The organism is Salinimonas marina, assembly GCF_015644725.1.
Lineage (GTDB): Bacteria > Pseudomonadota > Gammaproteobacteria > Enterobacterales > Alteromonadaceae > Alteromonas.
Window position 1 is genome coordinate 382,415 of record NZ_CP064795.1, and the last position, 15,998, is coordinate 398,412.

Genomic DNA, 15,998 nt, shown 5'->3' on the forward strand with positions numbered 1-15,998 from the left:
ATGTTGTCTGCTGTTAATATAACCATATTTTACAGTTAGTAGCTGTTATACTGGCGTTATGAAACATTTGTATAAATTAACCACAGGTAAAAGACCAACTGCATGAGTGACGATCCCCATTACAAGCGCGAACAGGAAAAATACGAAAACCCGGTAGCCAGCCGTGAATATCTGTTATCGATAATACAGGCCCATGGTAAACCAATGTCTTTTCTGGAAGTATGCGCAGCAGTGGACGCCACGGAAGAAGATAACCGTATCGGCATCCAGCGCCGTTTACGAGCCATGGAGCGTGAAGGTCAACTGCAATTTACCAAAAATAAGCGCTACGCCATCATGGATAAGGCAGACCTTATCCGTGGTAAAATCATTGGCCACCGGGATGGCTTTGGTTTTTTCCGGCCTGAAGATCGCAGTGGCGATATGTATATCAGTGGCGGCCAGATGCAATTATTTTTGCATGATGACGTTGTCGATGCCCGGGTCAGTGGTACCGATCGTAAAGGTCGCAAAGAAGCCTACATAGTCGCGGTGGTTGAGCCGCGCTCGGAGCCCATTGTCGGGCGCTTTTTCACCGAACAGAATATGGCTGTAGTGGTGCCGGATGACAGCCGCATCAATCATGAAATTGTGATTCCGCCAGAGCAGGTTAATGGTGCCCGGATGGGGCAGGTGGTAGTGGTTGAACTCACCCAACGCCCCCGTCGCCGGGTAAGTCCGGTAGGCAAAATCACCGAAATTCTGGGCGAGCATATGGCCCCGGGCATGGAAATTGAAATGGCGCTGCGCTCGTTCGATATTCCCCACCAGTGGCCTGAAGGGGTCGATCGCTCCATTAGCCGGTTAACCGAAGCGGTGCCCGAAGACGCCAAGCACGATCGCATAGATTTACGTCAGCTGCCGCTGGTAACCATCGATGGTGAAGATGCCCGTGATTTTGATGATGCGGTATTCTGTGAACCGCTCGAAGAGGGTGGTTTTCAGTTGTGGGTCGCCATTGCCGATGTCAGTCATTATGTCCGTCCGGGTACGGCCCTGGACAGCGAAGCGATAAACCGGGGCAACTCAGTATATTTCCCTGAACAGGTTATCCCGATGCTTCCCGAAGCGCTATCCAATGGCCTGTGCTCGCTGAATCCGCAGGTTGATCGGCTGTGCATGGTGTGTGAGATGACTATCACGGCAGAAGGTAAACTGGATAGCTTTCAGTTTTACGAAGCGGTGATGAATTCCCATGCCCGTCTGACCTACAACAAGGTTTGGAAAATTCTTCAGGGTGATAAAGATCTGAATCAGCGCTATGAAGAGCAGGTTCCGCATCTGCGCAATCTACATGCCCTGTACCGGACACTGAAAAAAGCCCGGGCCGGACGCGGCGCCATTGAGTTTGAAACTCAGGAAAGCAAATTTGTTTTCAATGCCCAGCGCAAAATTGAAAATATTGTGCCGGTGGTGCGTAATGATGCCCACAAAATGATCGAAGAGTGCATGATCATGGCCAACGTCAGTGCTGCCCAGATGCTCGAAGAGCATGATGCGTCTACCTTATTCAGGGTACATGATAAGCCTGATGCCGACCGCCTTACCTCCTTTACCTCTTACCTGAGCGAAGTGGGTGTGCCCCATCGCATTACCGAAGATGCCACCCCGGCTGACTTTACCGATGTGGTATTAAAAACCCGCAATCGGCCCGACCAGGAACTGATTCAGACCATGTTGCTGCGCTCGATGAAGCAGGCAATTTACGATGGCGAAAATATCGGCCACTTTGGTCTGGCCTTGGGGCAGTATGCGCATTTCACCTCGCCCATTCGTCGCTATCCAGACTTAGTCGTGCATCGCGCGATTAAAGGTATTCTGGCCAAAGCGCCGTACCGCGAAAAAGTGTCGGGGGCAAAAAGCTACACCGAAGAAGAGGTGTCGCAGCTGGGTGAGCAGTGTTCCATGACGGAACGCCGCGCCGATGATGCCACCCGGGATGTGGCCGACTGGTTAAAATGTGAGTTTATGCAGGATCATGTCGGCGATACGTTCGAAGGTGTGGTGAGCTCTGTCACCAACTTTGGCTTGTTTGTGCGCCTGACCGAATACCACATCGATGGCCTGGTGCACATTACCTCGCTTGAAGACGACTACTATCGCTATGATGATGTCAAACAAATGCTGATTGGCGAAACCGGCGCTCGTCAGTTCCGTTTGGGCGATACCATAATGGTAAAAGTCGCGGCGGTTAATCTGGATGAGCGTAAAATTGATTTGGTACTGGATGCTGCCATGCTGCGTAATCGTAGCGGTAAAAAGGTAAAGGTTCGGGAATCCGGCCGTGGGTCACGCAAAGACAAGCCAAAAGACAAGCCCAAAGGCAGGTCACGAACAGATAGTAAAAAAACCGGTAAACCGGCACCAGCAAGAGGTAAGAAAAAATAAATGGCCCAGCAAGAATGGTTATTTGGCCTGCATGCCTTGCAGGCGGTATTAGAACGTGAACCAGAACGCATACTGGAACTGATGGTGTTAAAGGGCCGGACCGATGAGCGGCTCGGCGAGATTATTAATCAGGCGCGTCGCTTTGGTGTCAGCGTTCAGTTTTGTCATCGTAAAGTTCTGGACGAAAAAGTGGGCGGCAGTCAGCATCAGGGTGTGGTAGCCAGGGCGAAACCGGCCCGCGCGCTGGACGAAAATGATCTGGCGGTAATCGTGGAACGCGCCGATAAGCCGTTTTTGCTGGTGCTGGATGGCGTTACCGATCCGCACAATCTTGGTGCGTGTTTGCGTACGGCCGATGCGGCCGGGGTGGATGCGGTAATAGTACCCAAAGACAAATCTGCCAGCTTAAGTGGCACGGTCAGCAAGGTTGCCTGTGGCGCTGCCGAAACCATGCCGTTGGTACAGGTCACCAATCTGGCCAGAACCTTAAAAACATTGCAGGAAGCCGGCGTGTGGATTATCGGCACGGCCGGGGAAACGACCCAAACCTTGTATGATACCCGCCTGGATGGTCCTATGGCACTGGTAATGGGGGCTGAAGGCAAGGGTATGCGTCGCCTCACCCGGGAAACCTGCGATGAGCTGGTTAAATTACCCATGGCCGGCTCTGTTTCCAGCCTGAATGTTTCTGTGGCGACGGGCGTTTGTTTATACGAAGTGGTCCGTCAACGCCAGCAATAATCTGCTATTGCCTCTGTTAGTGAACAAATGTTGACAGAGGCCTCCTATCTTAATCTTTTCAAATTGTTTTATTTCTGTACAAATCTCATTAGGTTAGTACAACGCTGATATTTTGATGTGAGTGACAATTCAATAATTCAGCGTGAGTTGATAAGCGTGTTATCTAGTTAGGTGCCGGAAATAGTTGATGAACCCTGGCTCATCCAGTTATTTTAGGTATCAATTTAGATAACATGGAATAGCAACTCATACAGACTCATGTAAGTGAGTTTGTAGTATGAGGCATTCGGGTTTTTTGCCCGTATCAGATATTCAGTAGATGGTTTTTAGTCTCGCGGGTAGAGGATAAGGAAAGCGCCTCTTTTCCCGAATAACGAAAAACAAACTGCGCTGCTTATCTTAATAGTAACCCCGACAGTAACGCTACAATGAAGAGCGAGGGAGAAAGGAAGCCGATAAAACACAACGAAGACAGGAAATAACAAATGTTGAAGAAACAACGCACATTTTGCGGTAAAGCAGCACTATTAGCATCAATAACAACACTAAGCATGTCAGTAAGTGCCGCAATGACAAATGGCCCGGTAGAGGTCACCAAGGAAACACAACAGTCGGCTCCGGCCGGACTGCTAAAAAATGTATTAAGCGATCGCCTGGTACTGGCAAATGATGAAGACCGTTACATCGTTACCTTCAAAAACACCGGTCCTGCGGCCTTAAAAGGCCAGCAAAAGCAAAATAAGGGTCCCAATGGTAATGCTGCGGACCAGGCTTTTGATGCTATTGCTGCAAAAAACATCCTTCGCTCAGTGGGTGCCAAAACTCATAAAGTTTTAGGTAAGCACAAAATGGTGGCCGCTTCCATGAACAAGGGGCAGCTTAATAAGCTGCGTAAAAACCCTAACATCGCGAGCATCTCTGCCGATCCACGTCGCCGTCTGATGGCCCAAACGACGCCATACGGTATTGATATGGTTCAGGCCAGTCAGTTTGCCCAAAGTGATACCGGTGCCCGCACCGTTTGTATTATTGATACTGGTTACAATCTTGGACATCCGGACTTGCCCGACAGCAATGGCGGTGTGTCTGGCGTAGCGAATAATGGCTCAGTAGGAAACTGGTATAACGATGGTAACGGCCACGGCACCCACGTTGCAGGTACGATTGCAGCCTACGATAATACCCAGGGTGTAGTTGGGGTTTATCCTGGCGTAGATATGCACATTGTGAAAATCTTTGACGACAATGGTAACTGGACCTATGCCTCTGACATCATTGATGGCATTCAGCAGTGTAAAGATGCGGGTTCAAATGTTGTGAATATGAGCCTGGGTGGCGGTGGCTCTTCGTCCGCAGAAGCAGCTGCTATGCAGGGCTTCGAAGATGATGGAATCTTACTGGTGGCCGCTGCCGGTAACGACGGCAATAGTGTGAAATCCTATCCGGCTTCGTATGATGCCGTGGTATCGGTGGCAGCGGTTGACTCCAATTCAAACCATGCCAGCTATTCACAATATAACTCTCAGGTAGAAATTGCGGCCCCTGGCTCGTCAGTTTACTCTACCTACCCAACCAATACTTATGCGACGTTGAGCGGCACGTCAATGGCCACTCCCCATGTGGCAGGTGCAGCCGCGCTGGTGTGGAGTTATTTCCCGCAATGTAGCAATACAGAGATTCGTTCAGCGCTAAATGCGACAGCACAGGATCGGGGTGCTGCGGGCCGTGATAACTATTACGGACACGGTATTGTTAAGGTATCGGATGCGGTAGATTACCTGAATGCTAATGGCTGTAGTGGCGGTACACCACCACCACCACCACCACCACCTCCAGGCGGTGTGGATCCGGTATCCGGTGAAGTGAACAACATTTCTGCCACCACCGGTAACTGGAAACGGTACACCTGGGATATCCCAGCCGGGGTCAGTTCTATGACAATTGAGACCTCAGGTGGATCTGGCGATGCTGATTTGTATGTTCGCTTTGGCGCTCAGCCTTCAACCTTTAGCTACGACTGTCGCCCCTATAAAAATGGGAACAGCGAGATTTGTACGTTTACCAATCCTTCTGAAGGAACCTGGCATATCGGCATTCGTGCTTACAGCACCTATTCTGGTGTGACCATGAATTACTCGTACGAGTAAGATCAATCGCTAAACCTGTAAGGCCGCTTTATGCGGCCTTTTTTGTGGGGAAACCGCAAGCAGTACTGCATAAAATAATAAATGCAGAAACACAGAGTTTGGTAGCGAAGCCGCTAAAAAAGCAATAGAGTAATGACAGCGGTCAGTAGCGCGCCTTCATTATGCTATTGCTTTTCAACACCGTGTTATGCAAAGTACCATTTTGAGATGGCAAACTATTTACTACACTCAGGACTGGTTTGCCAGTTCAGACAAAGGGCCTTTAGTACGCCCCGACTGATGTCACTATACAGAGACGCCATGGATATCTTAAAAAAATTAAACGAAGTATCTTCTGATGTCTTACAGTCGTTTGACGAAAAAATAGACCGGTTGTTAGAAATAGGCTGTGACGCACTGGATATGGATCTGGGGGTTATCACCCGCAAACATATCGACGCTTTTGAGGTGCTGGCGGTGTTTTCCCCGCGAGGCCCGTTTACCAAAGGTGATTTACTGCCCTTAGAACAAAGCTATTGTCTGGAGACCATCAACCGGCGCGAAGTGGTGGCCTACCACAATACCCAGGAGTACCCGGGTCCGCAGCATCCTTGTTTTAAGCAGCTGGGGTTTGGGCGATATATCGCGGTTCCTTTGATGGTGGATGCCCGGCAATACGGCACCATTGCATTTTTTGGTCACACACCCACCCAGCCATTTTCCCTTTTAGCTCAGGATGAGATGATGCTGCTGGCCGAGTGGGTTGGCGCCGAATTTTCTCGCAAACAGTTTATTGATGGCTTGCAGGTACAGCAGCAACAACTGGCGCATCAGAGTCAGTTATTTGACCAGATGGCGCAACTGGCGGGGGTGGGGTCCTGGGAATATGACGTGGTTCAGGATGAGATGTTCTGGTCAGAGCCTTTGCGCCAGATGTACGACTTACCACCAGGTTATAAGGTTTCCACCGATCAGGCGTTTAAATTTATTGTCGATGACCACAAACGTGAAGAAGCCAGAGAACGCTTTTTCAAGATGATGGAAACCGGCGAAGAATTTTCGCTTGAAATAGAGGTCGAGAGTTTTACCGGCCGCCGGTTCTGGGTCCAGGCCCAAAGTAAAGCAACTTATCGCAACGGCCAGGCCGATAAAGTCATCGGCGCCACCCAGGATATTACCAATCGGGTCATTGCCGCCAAAGAGCTGGAACAAAAAAAACGGGTGGCCGAGCAGGCACTGCAGTCGCGCAGTATATTTCTGGCAAACATGAGCCATGAGATCCGCACCCCCATTAACGGGGTGATGGGAATGCTGGATGCCTTGTCTAAAACCACCATGGATACCCAGCAGCAGGAATATTGCAAGGTAGCGCGCAGCAGTGCCAATACCTTGTTAGGGCTTATTAACGATATTCTGGATTTCTCAAAAATCGATTCGGGCCAAATCAGTCTGGAACAGGTTCCGGTGGATATCAGCGCCCTGATCCATGAACAGCAACGGGTGTTTGAGCATATTGCCCTGGATAAAGGCATAGAGCTGATGGTAGACACCCAGGCCACCGACGAACACTTGTTTATGGCCGATCCGGTCAGGGTGAAACAGATTCTGACCAACCTGATTAATAACGCGGTAAAATTCACGGCCCAGGGCCAGGTGAGTGTGAAAACCCGTGCGCTGGAGCAAAGCAATGGTAAATTTCTGGTGCAGCTGATTGTGCAGGACTCCGGCATAGGCATCGAACCAGAACGTCAGGCCGCCATATTTTCGCCGTTTCAGCAAGGCGACAGCGCCACCACCCGTCGTTTTGGGGGCACTGGTTTAGGGTTGTCGATTGTGGCGCAGATTGCCGAGCACATGGGCGGCGGCATTCGGGTGAAAAGCAAGCCGGGGGAGGGCGCGACCTTTATCGTGGCCTTACAGCTGCAGCAAGCCTCTCAAGATATCACCCCGGCCACTCAGGATGGTTATTTTGATGATGCTAATCAGTTAACCGCCGAAATGGTGGCTGGACGACGCCTATTGGTTGTAGAGGATAACGAGATAAATCAACTAGTTATCTCAGAACAGCTGAAAGAGCTTGGCATTGGCGCCGATCTTGTTCAAAATGGCAGCGAAGCCGTGGAGCAATTTATCCGCAGCCAGGCCTCAGAACAAGTGTATGATCTTATTCTGATGGACTGTCAGATGCCCATTATGGACGGCTACGAAGCAACTGCTGCTATTCGCAAACTGGGCGGAGATGCGCTGACGGTGCCGATTATTGCACTGACAGCCAATGCTTTAGCCGGCGAGCGGGAAAAATGTGTACTGGCCGGGATGAACGACTATCTGACCAAACCGGTGAGTGTAGAACAGCTTGGAAAATGTATCAGACGTTATCTTATCGGCGCCTATCAGGCTGAAGATAACGGAGTTTAATGCCCTTTAACGCCATTAAGGGCGGCATCCACGATCGTCTAAAAATAATTCAAATTTAGCCTATCGCTGACCTATCTTATCTGTTATCATTTCGCGCCCTTTTTATGGGGGTATGTACATAAAAACAACAAAGTTTGTTGTTTTTAGCAGCGTAATCGACTCGAAAGAGTTTTCATTTATTAGCGGAGCACTAACATGATCCAAATGCAAACTAACCTGGACGTTGCAGATAACAGCGGCGCTCGCAGGGTTCAGTGTATTAAGGTTCTTGGTGGCTCGCATCGCCGTTATGCAGGTATCGGTGACATCATCAAAGTTACCGTCAAGGAAGCAATTCCTCGCGGTAAAGTAAAAAAAGGTGACGTACTGAACGCAGTGGTGGTGCGTACTAGAAAAGGCGTTCGTCGTGCAGATGGTTCTACCATCCGTTTCGATAATAACGCGGCTGTATTGTTGAATACCAACAAGCAACCAATTGGTACGCGTATCTTTGGACCGGTAACCCGTGAGTTGAGAAGTGATAACTTCATGAAAATCATCTCATTGGCCCCAGAGGTACTATAAGGAGTCACGATAATGGCTAACAAAATTCGTCGTGATGATGAAGTAGTCGTATTAGCGGGTAAAGACAAAGGCAAAACAGGCAAAGTCCTGAAAGTGCTTATTGCTGATAACCGTTTAGTTGTAGAAGGTGTAAACCTGACCAAGAAACACCAAAAGCCTAACCCTCAAGCGGGTCAGCCTGGCGGTATTATTGAAAAGGAAGCATCTATTCACGTTTCTAATGTAGCGATTGTTAACCCGGCAACGGGCAAAGCAGATCGCGTTGGTTTCCGTTTTGAAGATGAGAAGAAAGTTCGTTTCTTCAAGTCTAACGGCGAACTTGTTTAATTAATTGGAGAGTACGATGGCGAAACTGCATGATTTCTATAAAGAAACAGTAGTAGCTGAACTTGCTAAGCAGTTCGGATACAAAAGCGTCATGCAAGTCCCTCGGATTGAAAAAATCACCTTGAACATGGGTCTTGGTGAAGCAGTTGCTGACAAAAAGGTACTTGAGAATGCTCAGTCTGACATGGCGTCTATCGCTGGTCAGAAGCCTATTGTCACAGTTGCCAGAAAATCAGTAGCGGGCTTCAAAATCCGTGAAGGTTATCCGATTGGCTGTAAAGTAACCCTACGTGGCGAGCGTATGTGGGAATTCTTAGAGCGTTTGATTTCAATCGCTATCCCGCGTATCCGCGACTTCCGTGGTCTGAATCCTAAATCATTCGACGGTCGTGGTAACTACAGCATGGGCGTGCGTGAACAAATTATTTTCCCTGAAATCGACTTTGATAAAGTTGATAAGGTACGTGGTATGGACATTACTATCACTACCAGTGCGGAATCTAATGAAGAAGCACGTGCTCTGCTGGACGCGTTCAACTTCCCATTCAAAAAGTAAGGGGTGTAGGGTTATGGCAAAAGAATCAATGAAGGCTCGTGAAGCAAAGCGCGCTAAGCTTGTAGCTAAGTACGCTGAAAAACGTGCCGCACTTAAAGCAACTATCAGCGATGTTAACGCTTCTGAAGAAGAGCGCTGGGACGCTGTTCTGAAGCTACAACAACTGCCACGTGATTCAGCCAAAGTACGTCAACATAACCGTTGTCGTATCACTGGTCGTCCACATGGTTACCTACGCAAATTCGGTCTTAGCCGTATCAAGCTGCGTGAAGCAGCGATGCGCGGTGAAGTCCCTGGCTTGAAAAAAGCCAGCTGGTAAGGAGTAGCTGATAATGAGCATGCAAGATCCTATCGCGGATATGTTTACCCGCATCCGTAACGGCCAAATGGCACAGAAAGTTTCTGTGACTATGCCTTCTTCAAAAGTACGCGTTGCTATTTGTGGCGTGTTGAAAGCTGAAGGTTATATCACTGACTTCGCTGCATCTGGTGACGTTAAGCCTGTTTTGGAAGTAACTTTAAAGTACTTCGAAGGCAAGCAAGTAATTGACACAATTGAACGTGTTAGCCGTCCTGGTCTGCGCATCTATAAGAAAAAAGATGAGCTGCCAAAGGTAATGGGTGGTCTAGGCGTAGCTATCGTGTCGACTTCTAAAGGTGTGATGACTGATCGTGCTGCGCGTAAAGCAGGCATGGGCGGTGAGATCATCGGTTATGTTGCGTAATCGGAGGAGTTGATATGTCACGAGTAGCAAAAGCCCCGGTCGACGTTGTATCAGGTGTAGAAGTATCTATCTCTGGTCAGGACGTTACCATTAAAGGTAAGAATGGCACTTTGGTAAATAGCTTCAACAATGCTGTTGAAGTTGTTCAGGAAGACAACCAGTTGAAAGCACTACCTCGCGAAGGTTTTGCTAACGCCTGGGCACAAGCAGGTACTGTACGTGCGCTTCTGAACACTATGATTCAAGGTGTTACACAAGGTTTTGAGAAAAAACTACAGTTAAATGGTGTTGGTTACCGTGCGCAGGCACAAGGTAGCAAACTCAACCTGACTCTGGGTTTCTCTCACCCTGTTGTATACGAAATGCCTGAAGGCATTACGGTTGAAACTCCTAGCCAAACTGAAATCGTCGTCAAAGGCGCCGATAAGCAGCAGGTAGGACAGGTTGCGGCGAACATTCGCGCGTATCGTCCACCAGAGCCTTATAAAGGTAAAGGTGTTCGCTATGCAGACGAACATGTACGTCGTAAAGAAGCTAAGAAAAAGTAGGTGGGTGATACGATGGATAAAAGAGCAGCTCGCTCGCGTCGCGCTACTCGCGCACGCGCAAAAATTCGTGAACTGGCCGCGCATCGCTTGGTTGTAAACCGTACACCTCGCCACATTTATGCTCAGCTAATCGCACCTAGCGGTTCTGAAGTATTGGCGGCAGCTTCTACTGTTGAACAAGATCTTGCAAAAGATCTGAAATCAACTGGCAATGCTGAAGCAGCGGCCATTGTGGGTAAGGTCATCGCAGAGCGCGCACTTGAGAAAGGCATTAAAGAAGTGGCTTTCGATCGCAGCGGTTTCCAGTACCACGGTCGTGTTAAAGCATTAGCTGATGCAGCTCGCGAAGCTGGCCTTCAGTTCTAGGAGTTTATAATGGCTAAACAAGATGTTCAAAATGGTGAACTGTTAGAAAAATTGATTGCCGTAAACCGCGTATCTAAAGTGGTTAAAGGTGGTCGAATCTTCAGTTTCACTGCATTGACGGTAGTGGGTGACGGCAATGGCCGCGTTGGTTTTGGTTACGGTAAAGCACGTGAAGTGCCAGCCGCTATCCAAAAAGCAATGGAAAAGGCTCGCCGTAACATGGTGACTGTTGACCTTAAAGGTCACACGTTGCAACACCCTATTAAAGGTCGTCACTCTGGCTCGAAAGTTTACATGCAGCCAGCATCTGAAGGTACCGGTATCATTGCCGGTGGTGCGATGCGTGCAGTACTTGAAGTAGCTGGTGTACAAAACGTACTTTCAAAATGTTACGGCTCGACTAACCCAATGAACGTTGTTCGCGCAACGATCAACGCACTGACAGAGATGAACTCTCCGGCAGGCGTCGCTGCCAAGCGTGGGTTGTCAGTAGAAGAGATTTTGGGGTAAGCAGACATGGCAACGATTAAAGTAAAGCAAACTAAAAGTGCGATTGGCCGCTTGCCAAAGCACCGAGCTACGCTGAAAGGCCTAGGTCTTCGTAAAATCAACCATGTTCGCGAGTTGGAAGACACCCCAGCTGTTCGTGGCATGATCAACCGTGTACATTACATGGTTGAGGTTGTGGAGGAGTAAGACATGCGTTTGAATGAAATTTCTCCTGCACCTGGAGCGAAAAACACAGCTAAGCGTGTTGGCCGTGGTATCGGTTCAGGTCTTGGTAAAACTGGTGGCCGTGGTCACAAAGGACAGAAGAGCCGTTCAGGTGGTTCTGTGAAGCCAGGATTTGAAGGTGGTCAGATGCCAATTCAGCGCCGTCTGCCTAAATTTGGTTTCACGTCCCGTAAGGGCATGGTTACTGATCAAGTAACTTTGAATGAAATCGCCAAGGTAGAAGGTGATACTGCTTCTGTTGAGACATTAAAAGCTGCTGGGCTTATTAAAAAGCACATCCAGTTTGTTAAAGTCGTCAAGAGCGGTGAAGTATCACGTGCTGTCACGGTTAGCGGGTTGAAGGTTACTAAAGGCGCGCGTGAAGCGATTGAAACTGCCGGCGGTAAAGTAGAGGAATAAGCTAGATGGCTAAACCAGGATTGGATTCGGGCGCTAAAAGCGGCTTAAGTGAGCTTAAGGCAAGATTGCTGTTCGTACTCGGTGCGATCGTAGTATTCCGGTTAGGGTCTTATGTCCCTATTCCGGGAATAGATCCTGCGGTTCTGGCTGACCTTTTTGAGCAGCAAAAAGGTACCATCGTTGAAATGTTCAACATGTTCTCCGGTGGTGCTCTTGAGCGTGCATCCGTTCTGGCTTTGGGCATTATGCCATACATTACTGCATCCATTATTATGCAGTTGCTCACGGTGGTTCATCCACCGATGATGGAGCTTAAAAAAGAAGGCGAGGCGGGTCGTCGTAAAATTAGTCAGTATACGCGTTATCTAACGCTGATCCTGGCTACCTTCCAATCTATTGGAATAGCGACCAACCTGCCAAACCTGATTAATGGATTGGTGATAAGTCCTGGCTTCGGATTCTACTTTACAGCGGTAGTGAGCTTGGTCACAGGAACTATGTTTCTGATGTGGCTGGGTGAGCAAATTACTGAACGAGGTATCGGTAACGGTATTTCAATATTGATATTTGCTGGTATTGTTGCCGGTCTGCCAACAGCGATAGGTCAGACTGCGGAACAAGCAAGACAGGGTGACATTAATCTGTTGTTCCTGTTATTGATTGGCGCCATTGTTATTGGCTTGATTTATCTGGTGGTGTTCGTGGAACGCGCACAGCGTCGGATTGTGGTAAACTATGCGAAACGTCAGCAAGGCCGTAAGGTATTTGCTGCACAAAGTACCCATTTACCACTGAAGGTTAATATGGCTGGGGTTATCCCACCAATCTTTGCTTCCAGTATTATTCTGTTTCCAGGAACTATCGCAGGATGGTTTGGTCAGAATGAATCAACTGCCTGGCTTCAGGACGTAGCATTAATGCTTTCGCCTGGTCAGCCGTTGTATGTGATGTTGTATGCAGCAGCAATTATCTTCTTCTGCTTCTTCTATACCGCGTTGGTGTTTAACCCTCGCGATACAGCAGAAAACCTGAAGAAGTCTGGTGCGTTTATCCCCGGCATTCGCCCTGGGGAACAAACATCACGTTATATCGATAAGGTAATGACTCGCCTGACACTGGCTGGCGCACTGTACATAACCTTTATTTGTTTAGTGCCTGAATTTATGTTGATTGCCTGGAATGTGCCGTTCTACTTCGGTGGGACGTCGCTTCTGATTATTGTGGTAGTCATCATGGACTTTATGGCGCAGGTGCAGACCCATTTGATGTCAAGTCAGTATGAGTCTGTTCTGAAGAAAGCTAATCTGAAAGGCTACGGCCGCTAAGATTAGTGAACTACGGAGTGATGTAATGAAAGTTCGTGCATCAGTAAAGAAGATTTGCCGTAACTGTAAAGTCATCAAGCGCAACAGTGTTGTGCGGGTGATTTGTACAGAGCCTAAGCATAAGCAAAGGCAGGGTTAATCAAATACGCGGTACATTTGACCCATTGATTTTAAGCTGAACCAATCTGGTTCAGCTTAGTCTATTGCGGTTAAATGAACCTTATGTTGCAATTTTGTCGATGGATAAGTATCCTATCGGGCTTTTTAGGCTGTCGACATAAAATACTAGAGGAGTGCTGTTAATGGCCCGTATCGCTGGCATTAACATTCCTGAGCACAAGCATACTGTAATCGCGCTTCAAGCGATTTACGGTGTTGGATCAACTCGCGCTAAAGCGATTTGTGAAAATGCTGGTGTTGCAGAATCAACAAAGATTAAAGAACTAGACGAAGCGACTGTAGAGAAGCTTCGTGAAGAAGTGGCAAAGTTCACCGTTGAAGGTGATCTGCGTCGTGAAGTATCGATGAGCATCAAACGTCTGATGGACCTGGGTTGCTTCCGTGGTATTCGCCACCGTCGTAGCTTGCCTCTACGTGGTCAGCGCACTAAAACTAATGCGCGCACCCGTAAAGGTCCTCGTAAGCCAATCAAGAAGTAAGCGGGGAGTATAAGTTATGGCAAAAGCACCAAATCGTACAACGCGTAAGCGCGCTAAACGTCAGGTTGCAGACGGTATGGCTCATATCCATGCGTCTTTCAACAACACAATTGTGACTATTACTGACCGTTCTGGTAATGCACTATCTTGGGCAACATCAGGTGGTTCTGGTTTCCGTGGTTCACGTAAATCAACACCATTTGCTGCACAGGTAGCGGCAGAGCGTGCTGGAGTTGCAGCACAAGAATACGGTCTGAAAAACCTAGAAGTATTCGTTAAAGGTCCAGGTCCAGGCCGTGAGTCTGCCATCCGTGCCCTTAACGCAACAGGTTACAAGATCACAAACATTACCGATGTGACCCCTATTCCTCACAACGGTTGTCGTCCACCGAAAAAACGTCGCGTTTAATCGACGGACAGTTGGAGAAAGAACATGGCAAGATATTTGGGTCCAAAACTCAAACTTAGCCGTCGCGAAGGAACTGACCTGTTCCTGAAGAGCGGCGTTCGCGCAATCGATTCTAAGTGTAAGATCGATACTGCGCCTGGTCAGCACGGTGCCCGTCGTGGCCGTTTGTCTGACTACGGTGTACAGCTGCGTGAAAAGCAAAAAGTTCGTCGTATGTATGGCGTTCTGGAAAAACAATTCCGCAACTACTACAAAGATGCTGCGCGGATCAAAGGCAACACCGGTGAAAACCTGTTGCAACTTCTTGAGCAGCGTCTGGATAACGTAGTATACCGGATGGGATTCGCCAGTACTCGTGCTGAAGCACGTCAGCTGGTTAGCCACAAAGCAATCATGGTAAATGGTCGTTGCGTGAACATTCCATCATATAACGTTTCTGCCGAAGACGTGGTTTCTGTTCGTGAAAAAGCTAAAAAGCAAGCACGTATCGTGGCTGCTTTGGAACTGGCTGACCAACGTGAGAAGCCAACCTGGATTGAAGTAGACAGCACCAAAATGGAAGGCACGTTTAAACGCGTTCCTGAAAGAACTGACCTGTCTGCTGAAATTAACGAACAGTTGATCGTCGAACTTTACTCTAAGTAAAGCTAACTAAAGAGGAAGCATTGTGGGTTCTGTGACTGAATTCCTAAAACCGAGATTAGTTGAGATCGAAAACGTTTCATCTACTCGTGCCAAAGTAACTTTGGAACCGCTGGAGCGCGGCTTTGGCCACACTCTGGGTAACGCCCTGCGTCGTATCCTGTTGTCATCCATGCCAGGGTGCGCGGTTACCGAGGTAGAAATCGATGGCGTTTTACACGAGTACAGCACCAAAGAAGGTGTTCAAGAAGACGTTATCGAAATCCTGCTAAATCTGAAGGGTTTAGCGGTTCGTCTTGAAGGTAAAGACGAAGCTACGCTGACCATAGTGAAGTCTGGCGCTGGCCCTGTTGTTGCTGGTGATATTCAGCATGATGGTGATGTAGAAATTACGAATCCTGATCACCTCATTTGTACCTTGACTGGCGAAGCTGAAATCAGCATGCGCATCAAAGTAGAAATGGGCCGTGGTTATGTTCCGGCTTCTACCCGTCGCTCCTCAGAAGATGATGATCGTCCAATTGGTCGTTTGTTAGTCGATGCTTCATTCAGCCCAGTTGAACGTATTGCATACACTGTAGAGTCTGCCCGTGTTGAACAACGCACAGACTTAGACAAGCTAATCATTGACATGGAAACCAACGGTACCCTGGATCCTGAAGAAGCGATCCGCCGTTCTGCCACTATTCTGGCTGAACAACTGGATGCCTTTGTTGACCTGCGTGATGTATCAGAGCCTGTACAGAAAGAAGAGAAGCCGGAGTTCGATCCGATTCTACTTCGTCCTGTAGATGACCTGGAGCTGACAGTACGTTCTGCAAACTGTTTGAAAGCGGAAGCTATCCAGTATATTGGTGACCTGGTTCAGCGTACTGAGGTTGAGCTTCTGAAAACGCCAAACCTTGGTAAGAAATCGCTAACTGAAATCAAAGACGTGTTAGCCTCTCGTGGTCTATCTCTGGGCATGCGCCTTGAAAACTGGCCACCAGAGAGCATCGCTGACAAAGATTAATCAGGTTTTTATCAAACTG

General features: G+C 48.4%; 20 protein-coding genes. All 20 read left to right on the forward strand.

The genetic code is table 11. The annotated features are described in order from the left end of the window. Positions 1-102 precede the first annotated feature (102 nt). The 20 genes from rnr to IT774_RS01780 all read left to right on the forward strand — a co-directional run bounded on the left by rnr (position 103) and on the right by IT774_RS01780 (position 15,979). Positions 103-2,427 carry a ribonuclease R gene (rnr, locus tag IT774_RS01685; RefSeq protein WP_195811073.1) on the forward strand — a complete coding sequence of 775 codons (2,325 nt, stop codon included), beginning with the start codon at positions 103-105 and terminating at the stop codon, positions 2,425-2,427. After that, positions 2,428-3,168, forward strand: coding sequence for a 23S rRNA (guanosine(2251)-2'-O)-methyltransferase RlmB (rlmB, locus tag IT774_RS01690; protein WP_195811074.1), 741 nt, complete (start codon positions 2,428-2,430; stop codon positions 3,166-3,168). Positions 3,169-3,653: 485 nt separating this feature from the next. Then, the gene (locus tag IT774_RS01695; protein WP_195811075.1) at positions 3,654-5,315 is read left to right on the forward strand and encodes a S8 family serine peptidase; all 1,662 of its coding nucleotides are present in this window, start codon (positions 3,654-3,656) and stop codon (positions 5,313-5,315) included. Positions 5,316-5,615: 300 nt separating this feature from the next. Continuing rightward, positions 5,616-7,712 (forward strand): GAF domain-containing hybrid sensor histidine kinase/response regulator, encoded by a 2,097-nt coding sequence (locus tag IT774_RS01700; RefSeq protein WP_195811076.1) that lies wholly within the window; start codon positions 5,616-5,618, stop codon positions 7,710-7,712. Between the two features lie 195 nt (positions 7,713-7,907). Then, on the forward strand, positions 7,908-8,276 hold the full coding sequence (gene rplN, locus IT774_RS01705; RefSeq protein WP_108568760.1) for a 50S ribosomal protein L14: 369 nt from the start codon (positions 7,908-7,910) through the stop codon (positions 8,274-8,276). A 12-nt stretch (positions 8,277-8,288) separates the two neighbouring features. Then, positions 8,289-8,603 carry a 50S ribosomal protein L24 gene (gene rplX, locus IT774_RS01710; protein ID WP_195811077.1) on the forward strand — a complete coding sequence of 105 codons (315 nt, stop codon included), beginning with the start codon at positions 8,289-8,291 and terminating at the stop codon, positions 8,601-8,603. 16 nt (positions 8,604-8,619) lie between these two features. Beyond that, positions 8,620-9,159 carry a 50S ribosomal protein L5 gene (gene rplE, locus IT774_RS01715; protein WP_195811078.1) on the forward strand — a complete coding sequence of 180 codons (540 nt, stop codon included), beginning with the start codon at positions 8,620-8,622 and terminating at the stop codon, positions 9,157-9,159. Positions 9,160-9,172: 13 nt separating this feature from the next. Next, positions 9,173-9,478 carry a 30S ribosomal protein S14 gene (rpsN, locus tag IT774_RS01720; protein ID WP_195811079.1) on the forward strand — a complete coding sequence of 102 codons (306 nt, stop codon included), beginning with the start codon at positions 9,173-9,175 and terminating at the stop codon, positions 9,476-9,478. 13 nt (positions 9,479-9,491) lie between these two features. Continuing rightward, on the forward strand, positions 9,492-9,884 hold the full coding sequence (gene rpsH, locus IT774_RS01725) for a 30S ribosomal protein S8 (protein WP_195811080.1): 393 nt from the start codon (positions 9,492-9,494) through the stop codon (positions 9,882-9,884). Between the two features lie 14 nt (positions 9,885-9,898). Next, entirely contained in the window at positions 9,899-10,432 is a 534-nt protein-coding gene (gene rplF / locus IT774_RS01730) for a 50S ribosomal protein L6 (protein ID WP_195811081.1), read from the forward strand. Positions 10,433-10,444: 12 nt separating this feature from the next. Beyond that, complete coding sequence (rplR, locus tag IT774_RS01735) at positions 10,445-10,798, forward strand: 50S ribosomal protein L18 (RefSeq protein ID WP_195811082.1); 354 nt, start codon at positions 10,445-10,447, stop codon at positions 10,796-10,798. A gap of 9 nt (positions 10,799-10,807) precedes the next feature. Then, on the forward strand, positions 10,808-11,308 hold the full coding sequence (gene rpsE, locus IT774_RS01740) for a 30S ribosomal protein S5 (RefSeq protein ID WP_195811083.1): 501 nt from the start codon (positions 10,808-10,810) through the stop codon (positions 11,306-11,308). Positions 11,309-11,314: 6 nt separating this feature from the next. Continuing rightward, a complete protein-coding gene (rpmD, locus tag IT774_RS01745; protein ID WP_195811084.1) occupies positions 11,315-11,494 on the forward strand; it encodes a 50S ribosomal protein L30 in 180 nt (59 codons plus the stop codon). A gap of 3 nt (positions 11,495-11,497) precedes the next feature. After that, entirely contained in the window at positions 11,498-11,932 is a 435-nt protein-coding gene (gene rplO / locus IT774_RS01750) for a 50S ribosomal protein L15 (RefSeq protein ID WP_195811085.1), read from the forward strand. 5 nt (positions 11,933-11,937) lie between these two features. Continuing rightward, positions 11,938-13,257, forward strand: a complete 1,320-nt coding sequence (gene secY, locus IT774_RS01755; protein WP_195811086.1) for a preprotein translocase subunit SecY — start codon at positions 11,938-11,940, stop codon at positions 13,255-13,257. Positions 13,258-13,282: 25 nt separating this feature from the next. After that, on the forward strand, positions 13,283-13,396 hold the full coding sequence (gene rpmJ, locus IT774_RS01760; protein ID WP_195811087.1) for a 50S ribosomal protein L36: 114 nt from the start codon (positions 13,283-13,285) through the stop codon (positions 13,394-13,396). A gap of 163 nt (positions 13,397-13,559) precedes the next feature. Beyond that, positions 13,560-13,916, forward strand: coding sequence for a 30S ribosomal protein S13 (gene rpsM / locus IT774_RS01765; RefSeq protein WP_195811088.1), 357 nt, complete (start codon positions 13,560-13,562; stop codon positions 13,914-13,916). 16 nt (positions 13,917-13,932) lie between these two features. Next, on the forward strand, positions 13,933-14,325 hold the full coding sequence (gene rpsK / locus IT774_RS01770; RefSeq protein ID WP_195811089.1) for a 30S ribosomal protein S11: 393 nt from the start codon (positions 13,933-13,935) through the stop codon (positions 14,323-14,325). A 24-nt stretch (positions 14,326-14,349) separates the two neighbouring features. After that, entirely contained in the window at positions 14,350-14,970 is a 621-nt protein-coding gene (rpsD, locus tag IT774_RS01775; protein ID WP_195811090.1) for a 30S ribosomal protein S4, read from the forward strand. A 19-nt stretch (positions 14,971-14,989) separates the two neighbouring features. Next, positions 14,990-15,979 (forward strand): DNA-directed RNA polymerase subunit alpha, encoded by a 990-nt coding sequence (locus tag IT774_RS01780; RefSeq protein ID WP_195812175.1) that lies wholly within the window; start codon positions 14,990-14,992, stop codon positions 15,977-15,979. The last annotated feature ends 19 nt before the right edge of the window (positions 15,980-15,998 follow it).

Coding starts and splice junctions, on each gene's coding strand:
- rnr (WP_195811073.1), top strand. CDS start 103: ATGAGTGACGATCCCCATTACAAGCGCGAACAGGAAAAATACGAAAAC.
- rlmB (WP_195811074.1), top strand. CDS start 2,428: ATGGCCCAGCAAGAATGGTTATTTGGCCTGCATGCCTTGCAGGCGGTA.
- IT774_RS01695 (WP_195811075.1), top strand. CDS start 3,654: ATGTTGAAGAAACAACGCACATTTTGCGGTAAAGCAGCACTATTAGCA.
- IT774_RS01700 (WP_195811076.1), top strand. CDS start 5,616: ATGGATATCTTAAAAAAATTAAACGAAGTATCTTCTGATGTCTTACAG.
- rplN (WP_108568760.1), top strand. CDS start 7,908: ATGATCCAAATGCAAACTAACCTGGACGTTGCAGATAACAGCGGCGCT.
- rplX (WP_195811077.1), top strand. CDS start 8,289: ATGGCTAACAAAATTCGTCGTGATGATGAAGTAGTCGTATTAGCGGGT.
- rplE (WP_195811078.1), top strand. CDS start 8,620: ATGGCGAAACTGCATGATTTCTATAAAGAAACAGTAGTAGCTGAACTT.
- rpsN (WP_195811079.1), top strand. CDS start 9,173: ATGGCAAAAGAATCAATGAAGGCTCGTGAAGCAAAGCGCGCTAAGCTT.
- rpsH (WP_195811080.1), top strand. CDS start 9,492: ATGAGCATGCAAGATCCTATCGCGGATATGTTTACCCGCATCCGTAAC.
- rplF (WP_195811081.1), top strand. CDS start 9,899: ATGTCACGAGTAGCAAAAGCCCCGGTCGACGTTGTATCAGGTGTAGAA.
- rplR (WP_195811082.1), top strand. CDS start 10,445: ATGGATAAAAGAGCAGCTCGCTCGCGTCGCGCTACTCGCGCACGCGCA.
- rpsE (WP_195811083.1), top strand. CDS start 10,808: ATGGCTAAACAAGATGTTCAAAATGGTGAACTGTTAGAAAAATTGATT.
- rpmD (WP_195811084.1), top strand. CDS start 11,315: ATGGCAACGATTAAAGTAAAGCAAACTAAAAGTGCGATTGGCCGCTTG.
- rplO (WP_195811085.1), top strand. CDS start 11,498: ATGCGTTTGAATGAAATTTCTCCTGCACCTGGAGCGAAAAACACAGCT.
- secY (WP_195811086.1), top strand. CDS start 11,938: ATGGCTAAACCAGGATTGGATTCGGGCGCTAAAAGCGGCTTAAGTGAG.
- rpmJ (WP_195811087.1), top strand. CDS start 13,283: ATGAAAGTTCGTGCATCAGTAAAGAAGATTTGCCGTAACTGTAAAGTC.
- rpsM (WP_195811088.1), top strand. CDS start 13,560: ATGGCCCGTATCGCTGGCATTAACATTCCTGAGCACAAGCATACTGTA.
- rpsK (WP_195811089.1), top strand. CDS start 13,933: ATGGCAAAAGCACCAAATCGTACAACGCGTAAGCGCGCTAAACGTCAG.
- rpsD (WP_195811090.1), top strand. CDS start 14,350: ATGGCAAGATATTTGGGTCCAAAACTCAAACTTAGCCGTCGCGAAGGA.